This is a genomic window from Waterburya agarophytonicola KI4 (genome assembly GCF_020640915.1).
Taxonomy (GTDB): Bacteria; Cyanobacteriota; Cyanobacteriia; order Cyanobacteriales; family Xenococcaceae; genus Waterburya; species Waterburya agarophytonicola.
The window spans coordinates 1-16,505 of the sequence record NZ_JADWDC010000053.1 but is presented as its reverse complement, the minus strand read 5'-3'; the positions used below and the strand labels follow the sequence as shown (position 1 = coordinate 16,505).

Here is a 16,505-nt window from a genome sequence, read left to right as displayed (position 1 = left end):
TTATTTAGATACAGTTTCTCGAACCATCAGTCAGGCGATCTCCTGAATTATTGGTGCGATATGCCGTTAAGATTACCTCTCCAGACTCCGTTATTTTGACTCCTCTGGCTGGCTGTATTTTGCCTTGGCTAGTTTCTATAGGTGCGGGAATGGTTGATGTGGTCGCGTTTTCGCCATTGGCTATTACATTAAGAGAATTCAGGGGTAATGCAGGATCGGGAACAATTCCACCTTTGCCATTAATATTTAGACTGTTCTTGGCTGCTATTTCCCGATTCGCTTCGCAAGCCTGTTGGATTGTCTGTTCTGCTTCAACTACGTTAGTGGGTAAATCTATAGCACCCTGAATTAGATTAATGTCGGGAGTAGAGATGCTGATAGTACCATCTAAGCTAAACTCAGAACTAGCATTGATGTCATTGGTTGATTCATTTAAAGGTCGTTCTTCAATACCAAATAGAGAATTAGTGGTAATATCTATATCTCCACCATTCCCCTGTGCTGCATTTGCTAATATGTCGTTATTTCCATCAGGGAAGACAATAACAAAATTACTATTGATAGTAACATTGCCACCATTAGCAGTTCCTTGTGCTTGCGCTGAGATTAGACTATTGTTACGCATGGTCAAAATGTCATCGACATTTAGTTGAATATTACCCCCTTGACCATTGACAGTTGAGGCTGTGATGAACCCATTATTCTCCAATTCAATGTCATTAGTATTGACAATTATGTTGCCTGCATTTCCTTGACCCTGACTATCAACTGATAACCTAGAATTCTGAAGAATAGTCAAATTGCTTGTATTTATATTGACCGTTCCACTATTACCCAAAGCATTATTGGTTACTTGAGCAATAATTTCACCATCATTTTGTAATAAAACATTTTCATTAGCATTGATAGTAATATCTCCCGCGTTTCCTATCCCTTTAGTTTGCGATATTATTTCTGCACTATTTTGAACAACTAAAGAGTTCGAGGTTAGATCGATATTTCCTGCATTTCCTTCTGCATTATCTCCCACTTCAGTTAGAATTAATGTACTCTCACCATCCAACGTAATTTCCTCAGTAGCTTGAATAATTATGTTGCCAGCATCTCCACTACCTCTAGTATCAGCAAGAATTGAAGATCCACCATCTATTTGCAAAGAATCAGTAGTGATATTTATATCACCAGAATTTCCCTCGACTCCTTCTAAAACTTGAGCAATAATGTCTGCGCCATTAATGATATCAATATCATTAATGGCAGTAAGATTTACATTTCCCGCATTACCTTGACCTTGAGCCTGGGCTAGCAACTGAACATTGTTGTCAAACGTTAGTGAACCTGCTGTAATATTAATATCTCCAGCGTTACCAATTACATCTTCTCCTACGCTGCTAAGTAAAGCACTAAAGATATTATCTTCAAATACAAAAGACTCTGTAGCAGTAATATTAATATCTCCTGAGTTTCCTTGCCCTTCTCCTAGGTGATCCGTGATTATAAAAGACAAATTAGAAGCGTTTAAAAGGTTTGTATTAATGTTTACGCTACCTGAATTACCTTGACCACCCTCGCGTACTTGACTGGTAATACCCCCTTCGTTCATAAGAACCTCATTGGCACTAATATTTACATCACCAGCATTCCCAGTGCCATAAATTCGGACATTGATATCTGCACGTTCAGTCACTTCTAGTAGATCGGTATTAATAAAAATTGATCCACTGTTGCCAACAGCAGTACTTGCTTCATCAGAGTTATTTTGACGAGCAATTGACAGACCCACTAAATTACGTATTCCAGCGTCTAAATCTATTTCAGGATCTTCAAATTGTCCATCACCAATTAATCTAACCGATTCACTAGAATTAATGACAATATCTCCAGCAGTAGTACTGGAATTACCTAAACCTTCTCCTATACCTGCAAGTAATTGACTTTCTTCTGAAATAGTCAAATTACTAACATCGACATTGATAAAACCTCCTCCATCACTTACAACAGAGACTAATGCACTATTGGTAAGAGATAAATCTGCTTTGGCTAGGTTGGGAAAGTCAAAACCACCATCAGCATCGAAATTTATCTGTCCTGCTTGAGATAATCCACCTAGCGTCACATTTCCCCCTGGTGCAGTAACGCCACCACCTTCGAGAAAGATATCACCACCAATTAAGGCGATACTTTGACCCCGATTAACTTCTAATCCTTTAACATCGGTAACTCGATTAACCGTAACAGATTCACCATCAATCTCTTGCTCAAAGGTTTGTTCTGTTAAACCAAAATTTGCGCGACTAACAATATCCCCTGGATTATCTCTAAAACCCAACCCAATAGGAGCATTAACCGTCAACAAGGGAGGATTCTCTAAATCTGCTGCGCTAAATTCTCCATCCTCAAACAGAATGCTACTCGCACTACTTCCATAAAATGAACCACCAATATCTAGTCTGGCATTCTCTCCAAATATAATTCCAGCAGGATTAATCAAGAACAAGCTGGCACTTCCATTTGCTCGAATCGTCCCATCAATATTGGAAATATTCCCACCAGTAACTCGACTGAAAATATTCGAGATATCATTAGCGTTGTTGAAAAAAGCTTCATTTCCAGTTGGTACAGAAAAATCCTGAAACGAATGAAATAGATTACCTTCTCTAATTTCACCTCCCGTTATTTCAGCAACATTCCCATTGGTGTTAATTTGAGTATTAACAGTTCCATCACTGGTAACTTGAGCCTGAGTTGAATTGGAATAGAAGCAGCCGAGAGTGCAAAGACCAACCTGTAAAGGGAAGAACAGAGCTTTTTTCATGTTATATGTGAGATAGAAAATTGTGAGATACATCTAAAGCACATATTACTATTTTGGGCGTTGGTGATTGACTACCATCCAAATCCAGAGTTTATTCTTTTTATTTCCTACAAAGGTTTGCAGTTCATCGATTTCTGTGATTTCTGGTATTTCCGAATTAGGAGGCTCATCAGACAAAGATTCACCAGCTTCTTCAACTGGAGTGAGCATGAAAGATTAGCGATCTCTCCTGGCAAATAAAGAAGTACAATCTAGGTGAGTAGTAAAACTCGTTATGTAAAGTATATACAGCAATAAACTAACCATATATTATCGTTGTGGATGCTCAGTATCACATAAAGCGCACTACGACCCAATCAGCAAATAGATTCTGCTTCAACTCACAATGATAATAGCGATCGCCTCTACGCCAGTACGCCGTATGCCAGAGTTCTGTTTGATAGGTAGTCATAAAAGTAATTAGAGAACATGAACAGACTATATGTCAGTCAATCTTTTCCAAGATAGTATACGAGCGATCGCTTGCAGGAAAAGATAACTAATTACATATCACCACTAAAACCTGTTGGCGAAGCGGATTAAGGGTGCGCCAGCAGTGAACAACGATCGCCGACTAATTAGCGACCCCGCGCACTCTTAACAACAGGTAACAAGATTGGAGCATCAATGTTTCGTTGGCGAACACTCCAAGACTCCTCAAGACCGTCCCCAACACGAGATAGGATGGTTTTATTGAGCGATAGCAATGTTGTAAATGAAGGTAGACCGACATGGAAAGGCAAAAATACTAACTCCTGAAGAGATCGAACTCGTCTTCTATGAAGGACTCAAGAACGATCGCGATCGCGCCATCTTCGCTATTTGTCTCTACACCGCCTGTCGGATCAACGAATGCGTAACCCTCCGAACGACTGACGTTTATTACCGTCTAGAGCAAGTCAGACCCGAAATCATCTTCAGGAAAGGAAACACCAAGGGGAAATTAGGTACTAGATGTATCCCAGTAATTGAAGATTTACGGTTGATGCTGCTGAATTATTATCCATCACCCCGTACTTGGTTCTTTTTTCCAGGTGTTGGTAAAACAGGACACCTTTCTCCCGATTCGGCGAGCCGAATTTTACGGAAAGCCTGTAATAAGGTTGGAGTACAAGGAGTGAGTACCCATAGCTTTCGGAGAACTTCCTTAACATTAATGAGCAATGAAGGAATTCCCTTAAGAATCATCCAAGAAGTGAGCGGACACCGCAGTTTAGCCGAATTACAAAAATACCTAGAGGTGAGTCCAGATCAAGTCAGAGGAGCAGTTTCAGCCCTATCGATGCTATCACCAGTCAAAAAATCGTGGTTTCCCGACACCCCCATAGAAAAGAAGAAATCACCCCAAAAAACAAATTTCTCTAGCTCAACTGAGCTAGAGAATGATTAATATCTTTTAAGATATGCCACGAAAGTAAGCTATTTACACGTTTATATAAGATAATCTATCCAATAAGTGAAGTAATTTAGGATTAGAAAAATGTAAAAGCTTTTTCGAGTTCTCTTGCCTATACATCACATCACACCCTCAAGGTTTGCAGACTAAAAAGGTGCGATGATTTGTATAAAGCGATGAGAGTTCCAACAATTAGTCATTATATTTATCCAATTGCTGTTTGGAATTGATTGTCTAGGTCGGGCGACTTTGACTTTTGATTTTAAACACGCCGTATTCGCGTAAAGGTTAATTATGTCCTTTTGGGTCATACACCTTTTTGCGGAACAGCTTAGTGTGCTTGTTCATATTATAGAACAGGTTAGCACAGCTATTACTAAATACGGTAAGGGTCTTCACTTTTTGCAACCTTTCTTAGTAGCAAAGTACTGTGACCTATCTTGAGGACGATTCCCGTTCTGTAACTTACCTACGCGATCGCGTACTCTTTAAGCACCATCTCAAAGAACTCCACGAAAGTTCGATCGACGATGGCATCATTGACCTTAATTTTCGCTCTTTATCTGGGGACGAACCCAAAGAGTATCTATTCTGCCGTCTCTCTTCTAAGAAGCGACTTAATGACGGTCGAGTCAATTCATCTACCCTCTACAAATTTCGGAACACCGAAGCTGGAGGCTACTGGATCTCAGGACTCAACCCCCACAATGGCTGGCAACCTTGGGACTGGGGAAGATTTAAGCCAGACTGTCCTTACATCGATGCCAAGAACAATAAGCCCACCAAGTACATCTCCCCCCCCCAACGGCGGGAGTCATCCCATCTACCTCGATGTTCCCCAACACATTTGGGACAAGGTAGCCCAACGCTACCGCATCAAACGCTATCGCTCTCCCCTGATGGAGAGATTAGCCGACAAACGCCTTACTGGGGGTGGGTATAATTTGAGTCCCATTGGACTGAAACGTAGCCTCTCTGACTGTCTGCGGGGCGGAATCAAGCCCGTTTCCTTCCTACCCAAAAATCTCCAGCCGACGACTACAGATGAGCCTGACACCAGTAACGAGCCTTACTGCTTCTGGTCTTGGATCAAAGCTCATCCCGAAATTCCCCTCATCCTCACCGAAGGAGAGAAAAAGGCTGCTTGTTTGCTCTCTCTGGGGTTTGTAGCGATTTCCCTCCCTGGTATCTGGATGGGTCGGGTTAAAAACGAGGCAACTGGTACAGACCACCTCCACCCCGACTTACTGCCGATGGTTGAGGCTGGACGAAAATTCGTCATCCTGTTCGATAACGACCCCAAACCCTCCACCAAAAGACAGGTTAATAACGCCATTCGCCATACAGGGAATGTAATTGAAAAGGCTGGGGCTACCTGCGAAGTGGCACTACTGCCCGAAGATTCAGAAAAAGGGGTAGATGACTTTGTATTTGCTAATGGAGGAGAAGCAGCAACTGACCTTATAGCTAAGATCGTTAAGGCTGCTCTATCCTTTAAGGGCTTCCTGTTCCATATACGCCACAAACGATGGGGACTAAGCAGTAAATATCCTGCCAACCTCAAGGTCAACACAAAGCGCATCTCCGAATTCGTTAAGCTATTTCCCAACTCAGGACTGGTAGTGCTTTGGTCGGGCATGAATACGGGGAAAACCTATCTTCTAGAACAGCGCGAGCAAAAACACCCTGAAGAACGATTCCTTAACGTTGGGCATCGGGTCAACCTCTTACAAAACCTCTCCAAACGCCTCAAAACAGATATCTATTCTGAGATATCCGTCGGTAATTTTGGGCGAGTTAAACGACTGAGTATTACCCTCGACAGCCTCTATAAATTACAAAATAACCTAAATGATTACGATTGCGTCTTTATCGACGAAGCCTGTCAAAATCTCACCCATCTCCTCCACAGCAAAACCTGCTCTGAATACCGAGCAGAAATTCTTGAGATTCTAGAGGTTATTGTCAGTAAGGCTAAACTAGTCATTCTGGCAGATGCTCACATGGACGATGTTACCGTCGATTTCTTCCGTAACATGCGCCCCCCAGAAGAAGTCCCCTTTATCATTCACAATGAATATCAACCAGGAAGCCGCGAAGTCTATCTCTATCACGGCAACGACAGCAGTGCCTTAGTCGAGCGCATTAGTATCGCCACCATGACTGGGCAAAAAATTATGGTGGTGGCTGATTCTAAAGCTTTCATCAAAAAAACTGAAGAAATGCTCGCAGGCGAGCAAGGAAAGAAGGTAGAAGTTACAGAAGAGAAAGACCAACCTAACCTTTTGGGAAACCTCCGCATCTGGTCGATTCACGGCGATAACAGCGGTAGTGAAGAAAACAAAGTATTCATTAAGGATATTTCTTCATCAGTCAAGGATATCGATGTGCTGCTGGCTTCTCCCAGTTTGGGTACGGGGGTTGACATTCAAGGCGATCGCTTTGAAGCGGTGTTTGGTGCTTTTCATGCCACTACTCAATCGGCTACCGAATGCGCCCAACATCTCCACCGCTTTCGTAAAGGCGTACCAATTCATCTTTGGGTAGCTCCTCGCCCTCCCTTTGGCTATAAGGAAACCGATCCCCAGAAGATTAAGGAAAGAATGCTTCAGTCTAATGAAATGACGGCATTCTTGATTCGGATTGATAAGGAGACCTACACGCGAGGGGCTGAGAAGGATTGGGCATTAGATGCCTACTGTCAGATTGAAGCTAACCGCAGCCGTTCGATTAACAATCTTCGAGAGGATTTACAGGATCTTCTAACTGAGATGGGCTATAACCTCTCAGTAGTAAGTTCTGAAACTGCAACCAGCGCGAAAGAGCTATTTAAAGAAGCTGGTTCTCGGTTAACCCTCGCTCGCCGACTGGCGATCGTCAATGCCCCAGATATTAGCCCCGAAGAGTACCAGTCACGTCAAACTAAGGATTTTCTTTCTCCTGATGAAATGGTGGAATGTGAAAAACATCGCATTAAAACCTTCTACGGCAAAGCAGTTACTGAAGATTTGGTGGAGCGAGATAATGGAGGTAGGCTCTATAGTCGCTTGCTCCAATTGGAAGCTGTCTGTGCTGATTCAACGGGGACAATAGTTGACCCCGACACGGGGAGAGAATATCAAGCACCACCAGATATCGTCGCTCAAAGAGACCTCAAGGAGCGAGAACACTTGGCATTCTGTATGGACTGGCATAATTACTCTAGCCAATGGTTAGCCCTGCATTTGCTAGGAGTACCAAAGCTACTCTCTAGATTATTTGGTTCGGAGAAAATCTGTGCCACCGATCCCGATCTGGTGCGTATGACTGAGATGGCTCTTGCTTCTCGCTGCCAGATTAAAACTCTACTCAATCTCACTATCCCCTCTGACTGTAAGCCTTTGTGGTTAATGGGAGTGATTTTAGACCGCTTGGGATTAAAGACTATCTCTAACAAAGAGGGAAGTAGGGGACAGCAAGTTACCTCTCGCCGTCTTTGTCCTGACACTTTTCAGTTTGCCCTTGAGGTATTGACCTATCGTGAGCAAGTGCGAGAGCAGAAAGCCGAACGTCAACGTCAATTACAAGAAGACAATCTTCGGTATCAGGAGGCAATGCAGAGGCAGTATGGGATTGAGCCTACAATTGCTTCCGTATCTCCCCCCCTCCAGAATGAAGGTTTTTATACATTAGAGGGGGGTGTAGATACCAATGAAAGTCGAGGTTTAAGGGACTCAATTCCACCATTAGAGAGTTGGTCGGTATTTGCAGGCTACCACCAACTAGTAGAAGAGAAGATCCAGTCGGGGCTTGATGTAATCAATTGGATGATGGAACAAGGAATGAAACAAGTTGGTATTTTACGCGGAATTCTAGGTTTACTGGCTTTACCAATAGATTTGATTTCACTGGAGTAAGAATTAAGTACGGTATCTCAGTATTATTTACAATTCAATACCTTTACTGCTTCGGGATGATTGCTCTAGCTGTCTTCTACTTTGGTACGCAGTGCCTCAGATGTGATGCCTTTACCCGATACGTTGCCCTCAAAAAAGCCAGCTTCCCTGAGCTTAATGGCGGTTTGCTGTAGTAAGGTAAAAATCATCTGCTTGACCTGTTTGGTAGGGTTTGGCTTTTTTAGATTCAATAGCAGCATTTATAGTCAGGTTTGATTTTTCACCTTCAATATATCTCTTGTTCTTTGGAAAAGACTACCTTCCTTTCTCTAATTTATAAGTGATGTATTTGAATTTGAGTAATAATGAATTAAAAATAAGCATAGCAGACAGAAGGATATGCCTGTAGAGTGGTCAAAATTTGATGAAAGAGGTTTAGCTCGTCATGTAATTCCAGAGATACCAGCTTCTTTTCAGTTAGCTCCTTCAGTAAATCGTCTTGAATTAATTCATTGGTCAGATTACCAGCAACTATTAAAAGAAATTTACAACGCTTTAATAGCTAAGAATATTAAATATGCACTTGAACCATTTAATACAGAAAGAAATATTCAAAAAATTCGCACTCCTAAAGAAATTTTAGAAAACCATAAAGAAGGAACTTGTTTAGATTTAGCAATTTTATTTTGTGGGATTTGTTTGGCTTACGATTTACTGCCATTACTGATTGTGCTAGATGGGCATGCTTTAGTCGCGGTATCGATGCGACATCAAAGAAAAGAATATTGGGAATCATCTGATGGGGAAAGAGAAGAGGTACGAAAGCTATTTCAAAATATACCTCTAAATAACCACAAGCAACTGAGCAACTTAATTAATTGTGAAGATTATCTTCCTGTTGAATGTACTGGCTTCGTCAGCTCTTTTACGACTCTCTCAGAAACTATGCCAGAGGCAATTGGTCGCACAAAAGAAGGTTTTTTGTCATTTGAAAGAGCTATTGAGGCAGGAAAAGAGCAACTGAATAGATTGGATAGACAACTCAAATTTGCATTTGATGTGGCAATTGCTCATGAGTATTGGAAAATTAAACCTTTAGTACAGGAAGCCGCTATAACTAGCATAAATTCCTCTGAAATACCTAGTAATTTACCATTTTCAGATCCTGCAAAGTTTGTTGGACGAGAGGAGGATTTAGTACGCTTGCGTGAGTTGATAGCTTCTCAAGGAAAGGTAGCAATTTGTACTACTGGCATGGGGGGTGTAGGAAAAACAGAATTAGTGCTTCAGTATGGGCGACAGTATCTGCATGAATATCCTGGTGGCATTTGTTGGGTTTTTGCACGAGGACAAAATATTGGAGTGCAGCTAATCTCGTTTGCTAGCCGACATATTTCAGGACTGAAAATTTCAGAAGATATGACTCTAACAGAACAAGTTAGGGCATGTTTCGAGCAATGGTTACCAGGACGGGTGCTATTGATCTTTGATGACATAGACAACTTAGCAACAGTACGACATTTATTACCAGGTACAGAGAGATTTCGCGTGATTTTTACTTCACGCGAAAAGTTACTCTCTCGGGTAGAACGACTAGAACTTGAAGTGCTATCGCGGAAAGCATCTCTTGAGTTGCTAGCTGTTCTTGAAGGAGAGGAGCGAGTTGAAGCAAATCCCGTTGAAGCTGATGCCCTTTGTCAATGGTTGGGTGACTTACCTTTGGGATTACAATTAGCTGGAAGGTATTTGGAAAGAAAACCCGATTTATCGTTAGAGGAAATGCTAGCACGTTTGCAAGATGAAGGTTTACTAGAGCGTGCATTATCAGGAAGACAAGATGATAGATCGCAAAAAGGAGTCGCAGCAGCATTTCAGTTAAGTTGGGAGCAATTGTCATCGCATGCTCGCCAAATCTTGGGGGTAATGGGATTATTTGCAACAGCACCAATTCTTTGGGAGCTTGTAGAAGCTATTTGGGGTGAAGGCTTGGCTGAGAATTGGCGAGATGAAGAACTATTATATGCACACCTAGTAGAGCGAGTTAAGCTTAAAGTATATCGCCTACATTCGTTAGTAAGAGAATTCGTTCGTTTGCGTTTTGCAGAGCTTCCAGACTGTCAACGTAGACAACAAGAGTTTGCCAGAGTTTTGGTTAGGGAAGCAGAACACATTGAGCAGAGGATGACTATACAAGATCTAACCGATATAGCACCGCTCATTCCACATATTGCAGAGCTTGCAGAAGCTGGAAAAGATTGGTTGACAGAAGAACAGTGGATAGTTCCCTTCACTCGCTTGGGATGGTTTAACGAGGGGATCGTTGATTATGAAGCAGCAGAACAATGGTACAAAAACTTTCGCGAGTCAACCGCAGCTTTTTACGGTCTAAATCATGTTGGGTATTCTACTGCACTCAATAATTTAGCACAGCTATACCAAGCTCGCGGAAAGCTCGATCAAGCATTGCCTCTTGCACAGGAAGCTTTGGAACGGGGTCGGCAGAATTTACCCGACGAGCATCCTAATATTGCAATCAACCTCAGTAATTTAGCTTGTATCTATAAAGATTTAGGTATGCCAGATGAAGCACTACCTTTTGCATTAGAGGCTTTAAAGTTGGATCGGCAGAATTTACCCGACGAGCATCCTAACATCTCTATTGATTTAAATGTCCTAGCTGTCTTATATGAAAGAAAGGGAGATTATGAAAAAGCTTTATCTTTGCAAAAAGAAACCTTAGAAAGAGGACGCCAACATTTACCCGACGATCATCCTGACATCACTATTTATCTTAACAATCTGGCACTTCTTTATCGTGACCTAAAACAATACAAAGAAGCAATTCCTTTACTAAAAGAAGCTCTAGAAAGAGGAAAGAATTCTCTTCCAGAGAATCATTCGAGCATTGCAACACGCCTCTATAACTTGGCATTACTTTATCGCAACCTGAAACAATACGACAAAGCATTAGTTTATGCTAATGATGCACTAGAAAGAGATCGTCAAAGTTTACCGTCAAATCATCCAGATATTGGTCTCGATTTAACTAACTTAGCATGTTTATATCGGGATATAGGGAAATCAGAGGAAGCAATTTCCCTATTTCGGGAAGCACTTTTTATTTTGCAACAGGCACTACCACCAAAACATCCAGATATTGAGATGGTTCAACAGAATTTGGCTGATCTAGCATAGATTATTTGAACTAAACTGAAGAATCACCTCTCTAACTTGTCTGCAAAACTCTTTTAAATAGAATTTAATGAGCAAAAAAAATAAGATGCGAGACATAATAGTTCTTCTCCCTGGAATTCTTGGTAGCTCTCTACAAAAAGATGGGCGAGATTTATGGAATATATCGGGTCAAGCTATATCGGATTTCGTCAAAAATTTGCGTAAAGGTAATAATCTCCAACATCTCAAAATAAAAAATGACGATCCAACATTAGACGATTTAGGGGATGGAATTAAAGCAACTAGCTTAATGCAGGATTTTCATTTTTTACCTGGCTTCTGGAAAATAGATGGCTATACAAAAATTGCAGATAGTATTAGTAAAGAGTTTAATGTAACTCTTGGTGAAAACTATTTTGAATTTCCTTATGATTGGCGAAGAGATAACAGAGTTGCTGCTCGTAAGCTGGAGAAATTAATGAATCTCAAATTATCCCAGTGGCGCGAATCTAGTGGTGCGAAAAATGCCAAGGTAATTTTAATAGCCCACAGTATGGGAGGTTTGGTTTCTCGTTACTACCTCGAAAAATTAGGGGGATGGCAAAATTGTAGGGCTTTAATTACTTTTGGCACTCCTTATCGAGGTTCTGTTCAGGCACTTGATTATTTGGCTAATGGCTATAAAGGCATATTTGGAGATTTAACTGAAGTAGTTAGATCCCTCACTTCTACCTATCAATTATTACCTATTTATAAAATGGTTAAAATTGGTGATGACTATCATCGAATAGCAGAAATTGCTAATATCCCGAACCTCTTAACAAGAGAAGGGGAAAGTAAAAATGAGGCAGAAAAAGCTTTAGAATTCCATCGAGAAATTGAAGCTGCTCAAAAACTGAATGCTCAAGAAGAAGATTATCAAAACAATTTTGTCACTATTCCCTATGTAGGTACAGAACAAAAAACTTGGCAATCTGCTGAATTATCCAATAGTGAATTAACTGTAAGCTGGGAATTGCCTCCTAACATAGGTAATGAAAGGGGTAGTGGAGATGGAACAGTTCCTCGTCTTTCTGCCAGTCCAATTGAATTTGACACTAACTCAAAACTAAGATTTTTCAGTCGCTATGTTGCAGCGAAGCATAATTCGATTCAGAATAATGGTTCTGTTTTGGTGGATTTAATCAGGAGTTTCCAAGATTTAGAAATCTCCGAACAAGAACCCATTAGGGGAGATTTGAGTCAAACTGGTATCAGTCTTGAAGTTGAGGATTTCTTTCTCAAAGATGAACCAGTAATTATCAAAGCAGATGTTAAAGGTCGTTTTCCCCAACATATCGAAGAAAAATTAGAGCTTAAGGCGCAGATTACATCTGTGAGTACCAATCAAGTAGTAAATGAAGCTAAACTTCAAAAATCGGGAGCAGAATGGTTACTAGCCCTAGAAAATCTTGACTCAGGACTATATCGCTTAGAAGTGAAAACTGAAAAAACTGGAGGAGGCTTTCCCAATCCAGTTAGTGATGTATTTGAAGTTGGGTAATAATGAACTAAAAATAAGCATTGTTAGTTGAAAAATATGCCTATAGAGTGGTCAAAATTTGATGAAAGAGGTTTGGCTCGTCATGTAATTCCAGAGTTGCCAACTTCTTTTCAATTACCATCCCAAGTAAATCGTCTTGAATTAATTCACTGGGTAGATTATCGCCAACTATTGGAGGAAATCTATAACGCTTTAAAGGTAAAAAATATAAAATATGCGCTTGAGCCATTTAATTCAGAAAGTAATACCCAATTAATTCGTACACCCCAAGAAATTTTAGGCAATTATAATGAAGGTACTTGTCTGGATTTAGCCGTTCTTTTTTGTGGTATTTGTTTAGCTTGTGATTTGTTGCCACTGTTAATAATACTTGAAGGACACGCTTTAGCAGCAGTATCTATGCTCCATCAAAGAAAAGAATGGAAGAATTCCACTGATGAAGAAAGAGAAAAAGCCAGAAAGCTATTCCAAGACAAACCTCTCGATAACCACGAACAATTACAAGAATTAATTAGTTCTGGTGATTTTCTTCCAATCGAATGTACTGGCTTTGTCAGTTCATTTAGTACTCTCTCAGAAAATATGCCAGAAGGAATTGGACGAACGGAACAAGGGTTTTTATCCTTTGAAAGAGCTATTGAAGCAGGAAAAGAACAACTAAATAGATCTGGAAGAAAACTTAAGTTTTCTCTTGATATTGCTATTACTCATGAGTACTGGAAGATTAAACCTCTGACAATACAGTATTCAGAGACAAAAAATATTAAAAGTCCATCTATTTATAAAGCATTACCTAAATTGTTCCGAGTTTTAAATCGTGATGAATTATCCAGACAAAAGAATTTATTCAGATCTATTCTAATAATTGGTTTTATTTGTTTTATTCTTAGTACAGCATTTAACATACTCTCCTATGATTTTTTATCTTCTGACTATAGTAGACCTTGGCGAGAATGGCATCCTATACGTTACATCGGCAGCATAGAGATTAATGCAGTCTGGGGAGACATTATTATTGAGATTATTCGTAATATTTTATTGACTATTGGAGCAGTTTTCTTAATAGGGAAAGTATTTATTTATGAAACTTTTTTATTCCTTCGTCTTCGTCAGCCTTCTGTGAACGAAATTAAACTTCTTAATTGTTTTTATGTTATTGGGACTTTTTTACTAATATTAGCAGTATTAGGTATTGGGATTTATCATTTTGATTTTGCTCCCAATGAGCTAATGAAAAAATATCCACAATACATAAATATGAATGATTTCAAACAATATTATTATCCTTATAGATATTATGTTCTTTATTCTTTTATAAATATTATTATTATAGGAATTCCTACGTTTTTAATAACTTTATATGCTGCTTTGAATAATATTTATAAGATCTATAAAATAAAAAAATTTTTCAGTATAGTTTTGAACTCTATTAGAAGTAATGAACAAGACTTAGATAAGTGCGAATCAGTCAAAAATAAATTTCAAGAATTAAATAGTAATTTACTAGAAATGTTTAATCACTATTCTATTCCAGTTTTATTTATGACATTGGTTATTACATTTGAATATACATTAGCTAAAATTACTTTATCTAATTCAGGAGAAATATGGACATGGATATGTTACGGACTAATTTTACTTATTCTATTAATTATATCTATAATATATTTTTTATATGGAAATTTTACTATAAAAACCCGAAACTACTTGGTTCAAGTAAGATGCAAAGATAATGATATTTATAATTTTAAACATCACAATAATACCACGCAATTTATTAAGGATATTCTAAACAACTCTTACGGTTATCGCTTAGCTTTTATAAATTTATTTATAATATTTATTTTTGAAATAATTAATAGTTCTAATATGGTAGATATTTTATTGAAAAATTAATTTAAAATTCAAGTAAGTATCATTTTTCAATGAAAAATATAAATGTTTTTACCCAGGTTGATTAATCTCTTACCAAGAAAATTCAAAAAAGTAGTTAGGATAATTAGAAATGTTATCTTATTTATTATGATTTTGTGTTTAACTTTTTTTCTTTATATCATTTTATTTAACTTTAAATATAGTGTTCCTAAACCAAATACGGTAAAGAATGCGCCTATTAATATTCAACCATATCCTGTCTCACTATCGCATAATACACTAAAAGTAATGACTTACAATATGGGTTATGCGTCTGGGGTAAAACAAGAAACTCTGAATGATCCACACACTAAAGAGTTTTTTATTAAAAACTTAAATCAAGTACTAGAAACCTTAAACAATCAACAGATAGATGTATTACTTTTACAGGAAGTAGATTTCAATTCAAAGCGAACTCATTATTTTAATCAACTGGCTTACTTACAGAAAGAACTCGGTTGGAATTATTCAGCTAAGGTGAGTAGTTGGAAAAAATTTGTTCCTTTTATGGGTATAGGAAAAATGAATAGTGGAGTAGCTATTTTATCCAAATATCCAATTACTAAACACATTTATCGAACTTTCATTTTTAAACCTACTTTCTCTAATAAATTTTTGAATTTTATATATTTTCCTTTTGTCTGGAAAAATCCTATACAGCATGTAACTATAGATTACAAAAATACTCTGATACATGTTTTTAATGTAGAACTTGAAGTATGGAAGCGCAAATATAGAGTTATTCAATTTGATGACTTAATGAATTGGATTGAATCTCAGGGATGGAATAAATATATTATTATTGGTGGAGATTTAAATTTTCATGCTTACATACCTTTAGCTGGAGAGCGTATACAAGATTATCTGTCCGCACCTTTTTTTTATAGTATTTGGCAGATTATTCCTGGTATTCAAGAAGCATTTATTAATGATAAATATACTAATCAAGAAATACATAAAACTATTACATTTCCAGAATTTAAAAAGCGTTTAGATTTCTTATTTTTTTCAAAAGAATTTAGGAAAAAGAGGTCACAAGTTTTTTCTTTAAAAGCTTCCGATCATCTTCCTGTCATGGTTGAATTAGATATTTTAAAATAGCCATAACTTTCGATAATGAAGAATTATCAGAACTAGATCGTAAAAACGCTAAAAGTTTTACCAGACACCATGTTTGAGGTAAAATAAGAGCGAAAGAAAATTTTAGATTTTAACAAGCTAAATCACCCTAATTCCCGCCTCATGGTTCGGGTCATTGTGGGGTCTGATTACTATCTCAATATCCCGATCTAATAGATTGAGGAACTTGAACAGGCGATCGCTAGAAAAGCCATCAAGATTACCTCTAATAAGTGCCGAAACTTTGGGTTGATTGATACCAAGAATTTCAGCAGCTTCCATTTGAGTTAAATTTCTCTCTCTAATAATCGTAGCGATTTGATCAGCCAAGCTCGCCTTAGCCAAATAAAGTGTCGATTGAGGAATATTTACGTCGGCAAAGACATTACCACTACTTTTATCCTGTTTCTGATTACTCATTGAGACCCTTCATCTGGCGCGGACTAACTGCTGTAACGTCCGATTGAAAGCGTCGAAAGTCTTTCACATTAAAGGTGAGAATATGGCTGATTTTATGCACCAGCATAAAGGCTACCAAACGAGTATCGTGAACTTTAGTTCCTTTAACTTCATAGGTACAACTGGTTGCGGGTTTTCAGTTTCGTTGAGAGGAAATATTGAACATCAAAA

Annotated in this window: 9 protein-coding genes and 1 pseudogene; 6 read left to right on the top strand and 4 right to left on the bottom strand. The window is 38.6% G+C overall.

Annotated features, from left to right (window positions below):
* Positions 1-4 precede the first annotated feature (4 nt).
* Together I4641_RS17370 and I4641_RS17365 are read right to left on the bottom strand one after the other, a co-directional pair.
* The gene (locus I4641_RS17370; protein WP_229641844.1) at positions 5-2,815 is read right to left on the bottom strand and encodes a two-partner secretion domain-containing protein; all 2,811 of its coding nucleotides are present in this window, start codon (positions 2,813-2,815) and stop codon (positions 5-7) included.
* A 54-nt stretch (positions 2,816-2,869) separates the two neighbouring features.
* A pseudogene (locus tag I4641_RS17365) lies at positions 2,870-2,974 on the bottom strand (IS1 family transposase); the annotation flags it as partial.
* A 595-nt stretch (positions 2,975-3,569) separates the two neighbouring features.
* Between I4641_RS17365 and I4641_RS17360 the strand changes: the two are divergent.
* Together I4641_RS17360 and I4641_RS17350 are read left to right on the top strand one after the other, a co-directional pair.
* On the top strand, positions 3,570-4,244 hold the full coding sequence (locus tag I4641_RS17360; protein ID WP_229641843.1) for a tyrosine-type recombinase/integrase: 675 nt from the start codon (positions 3,570-3,572) through the stop codon (positions 4,242-4,244).
* 767 nt (positions 4,245-5,011) lie between these two features.
* Positions 5,012-8,146 (top strand): plasmid replication protein, CyRepA1 family, encoded by a 3,135-nt coding sequence (locus I4641_RS17350; protein ID WP_263858260.1) that lies wholly within the window; start codon positions 5,012-5,014, stop codon positions 8,144-8,146.
* Between the two features lie 65 nt (positions 8,147-8,211).
* Here I4641_RS17350 and I4641_RS17345 read toward each other — a convergent pair whose 3' ends face one another.
* On the bottom strand, positions 8,212-8,385 hold the full coding sequence (locus I4641_RS17345) for a hypothetical protein (protein WP_229641841.1): 174 nt from the start codon (positions 8,383-8,385) through the stop codon (positions 8,212-8,214).
* A 139-nt stretch (positions 8,386-8,524) separates the two neighbouring features.
* Here I4641_RS17345 and I4641_RS17340 point away from each other — a divergent pair, with 139 nt between their 5' ends.
* From I4641_RS17340 to I4641_RS17325, 4 genes are all read left to right on the top strand, one after another.
* Entirely contained in the window at positions 8,525-11,320 is a 2,796-nt protein-coding gene (locus tag I4641_RS17340; protein WP_229641840.1) for a tetratricopeptide repeat protein, read from the top strand.
* A 67-nt stretch (positions 11,321-11,387) separates the two neighbouring features.
* On the top strand, positions 11,388-12,842 hold the full coding sequence (locus tag I4641_RS17335) for a lipase/acyltransferase domain-containing protein (protein WP_229641839.1): 1,455 nt from the start codon (positions 11,388-11,390) through the stop codon (positions 12,840-12,842).
* Between the two features lie 36 nt (positions 12,843-12,878).
* Positions 12,879-14,738, top strand: a complete 1,860-nt coding sequence (locus I4641_RS17330; RefSeq protein WP_229641838.1) for a hypothetical protein — start codon at positions 12,879-12,881, stop codon at positions 14,736-14,738.
* A 267-nt stretch (positions 14,739-15,005) separates the two neighbouring features.
* Positions 15,006-15,857: an endonuclease/exonuclease/phosphatase family protein gene (locus I4641_RS17325; protein ID WP_229641837.1), complete on the top strand. Its 852-nt coding sequence runs from the start codon at positions 15,006-15,008 to the stop codon at positions 15,855-15,857.
* 117 nt (positions 15,858-15,974) lie between these two features.
* On the opposite strand, the gene I4641_RS17320 is transcribed toward I4641_RS17325, so the two are convergent.
* On the bottom strand, positions 15,975-16,295 hold the full coding sequence (locus I4641_RS17320; RefSeq protein WP_229641836.1) for a helix-turn-helix domain-containing protein: 321 nt from the start codon (positions 16,293-16,295) through the stop codon (positions 15,975-15,977).
* Positions 16,296-16,505 lie beyond the last annotated feature (210 nt).